At 49.0% G+C, this 306-nt stretch carries 1 protein-coding gene; it reads right to left on the bottom strand.

Annotation, left to right across the window (positions count from 1 at the left end; genetic code table 11):
• Positions 1–306: type VI secretion system Vgr family protein (locus AC1M87_RS14825; protein ID WP_481594128.1), on the bottom strand; the 306-nt coding region annotated here is incomplete at both ends.

Genomic DNA, 306 nt, shown 5'->3' on the forward strand with positions numbered 1-306 from the left:
GTGGATCAGTTTGTTGATTTTTTGCCACTTCACTGAGGGCTTTGGCGTTGTTTAAGCTACTTTCGAGTTGTTGTTTGGCTTCGCTTGCATCGAGATGGTTTGCTTTGGCTTCTTCTTGTTTGTAGGTGGAGATGAGTATGCCTTCGCCTGCTCGTACTGCACCCCATTGGTCAGTTCTGAGTTCGAAACCTTCACCGCGTCCTTCACTTTCTGCTGTTGCTTTGGGATGACTGAGATTCCCTAGGTTGAGTTGGCTCGCCCCGTGGGTGTTTTGCAGTTGGGTGGAGATTTGTCCTGTGGTGTCAT

The organism is Acinetobacter sp. 24-47-62 (assembly GCF_056779765.1).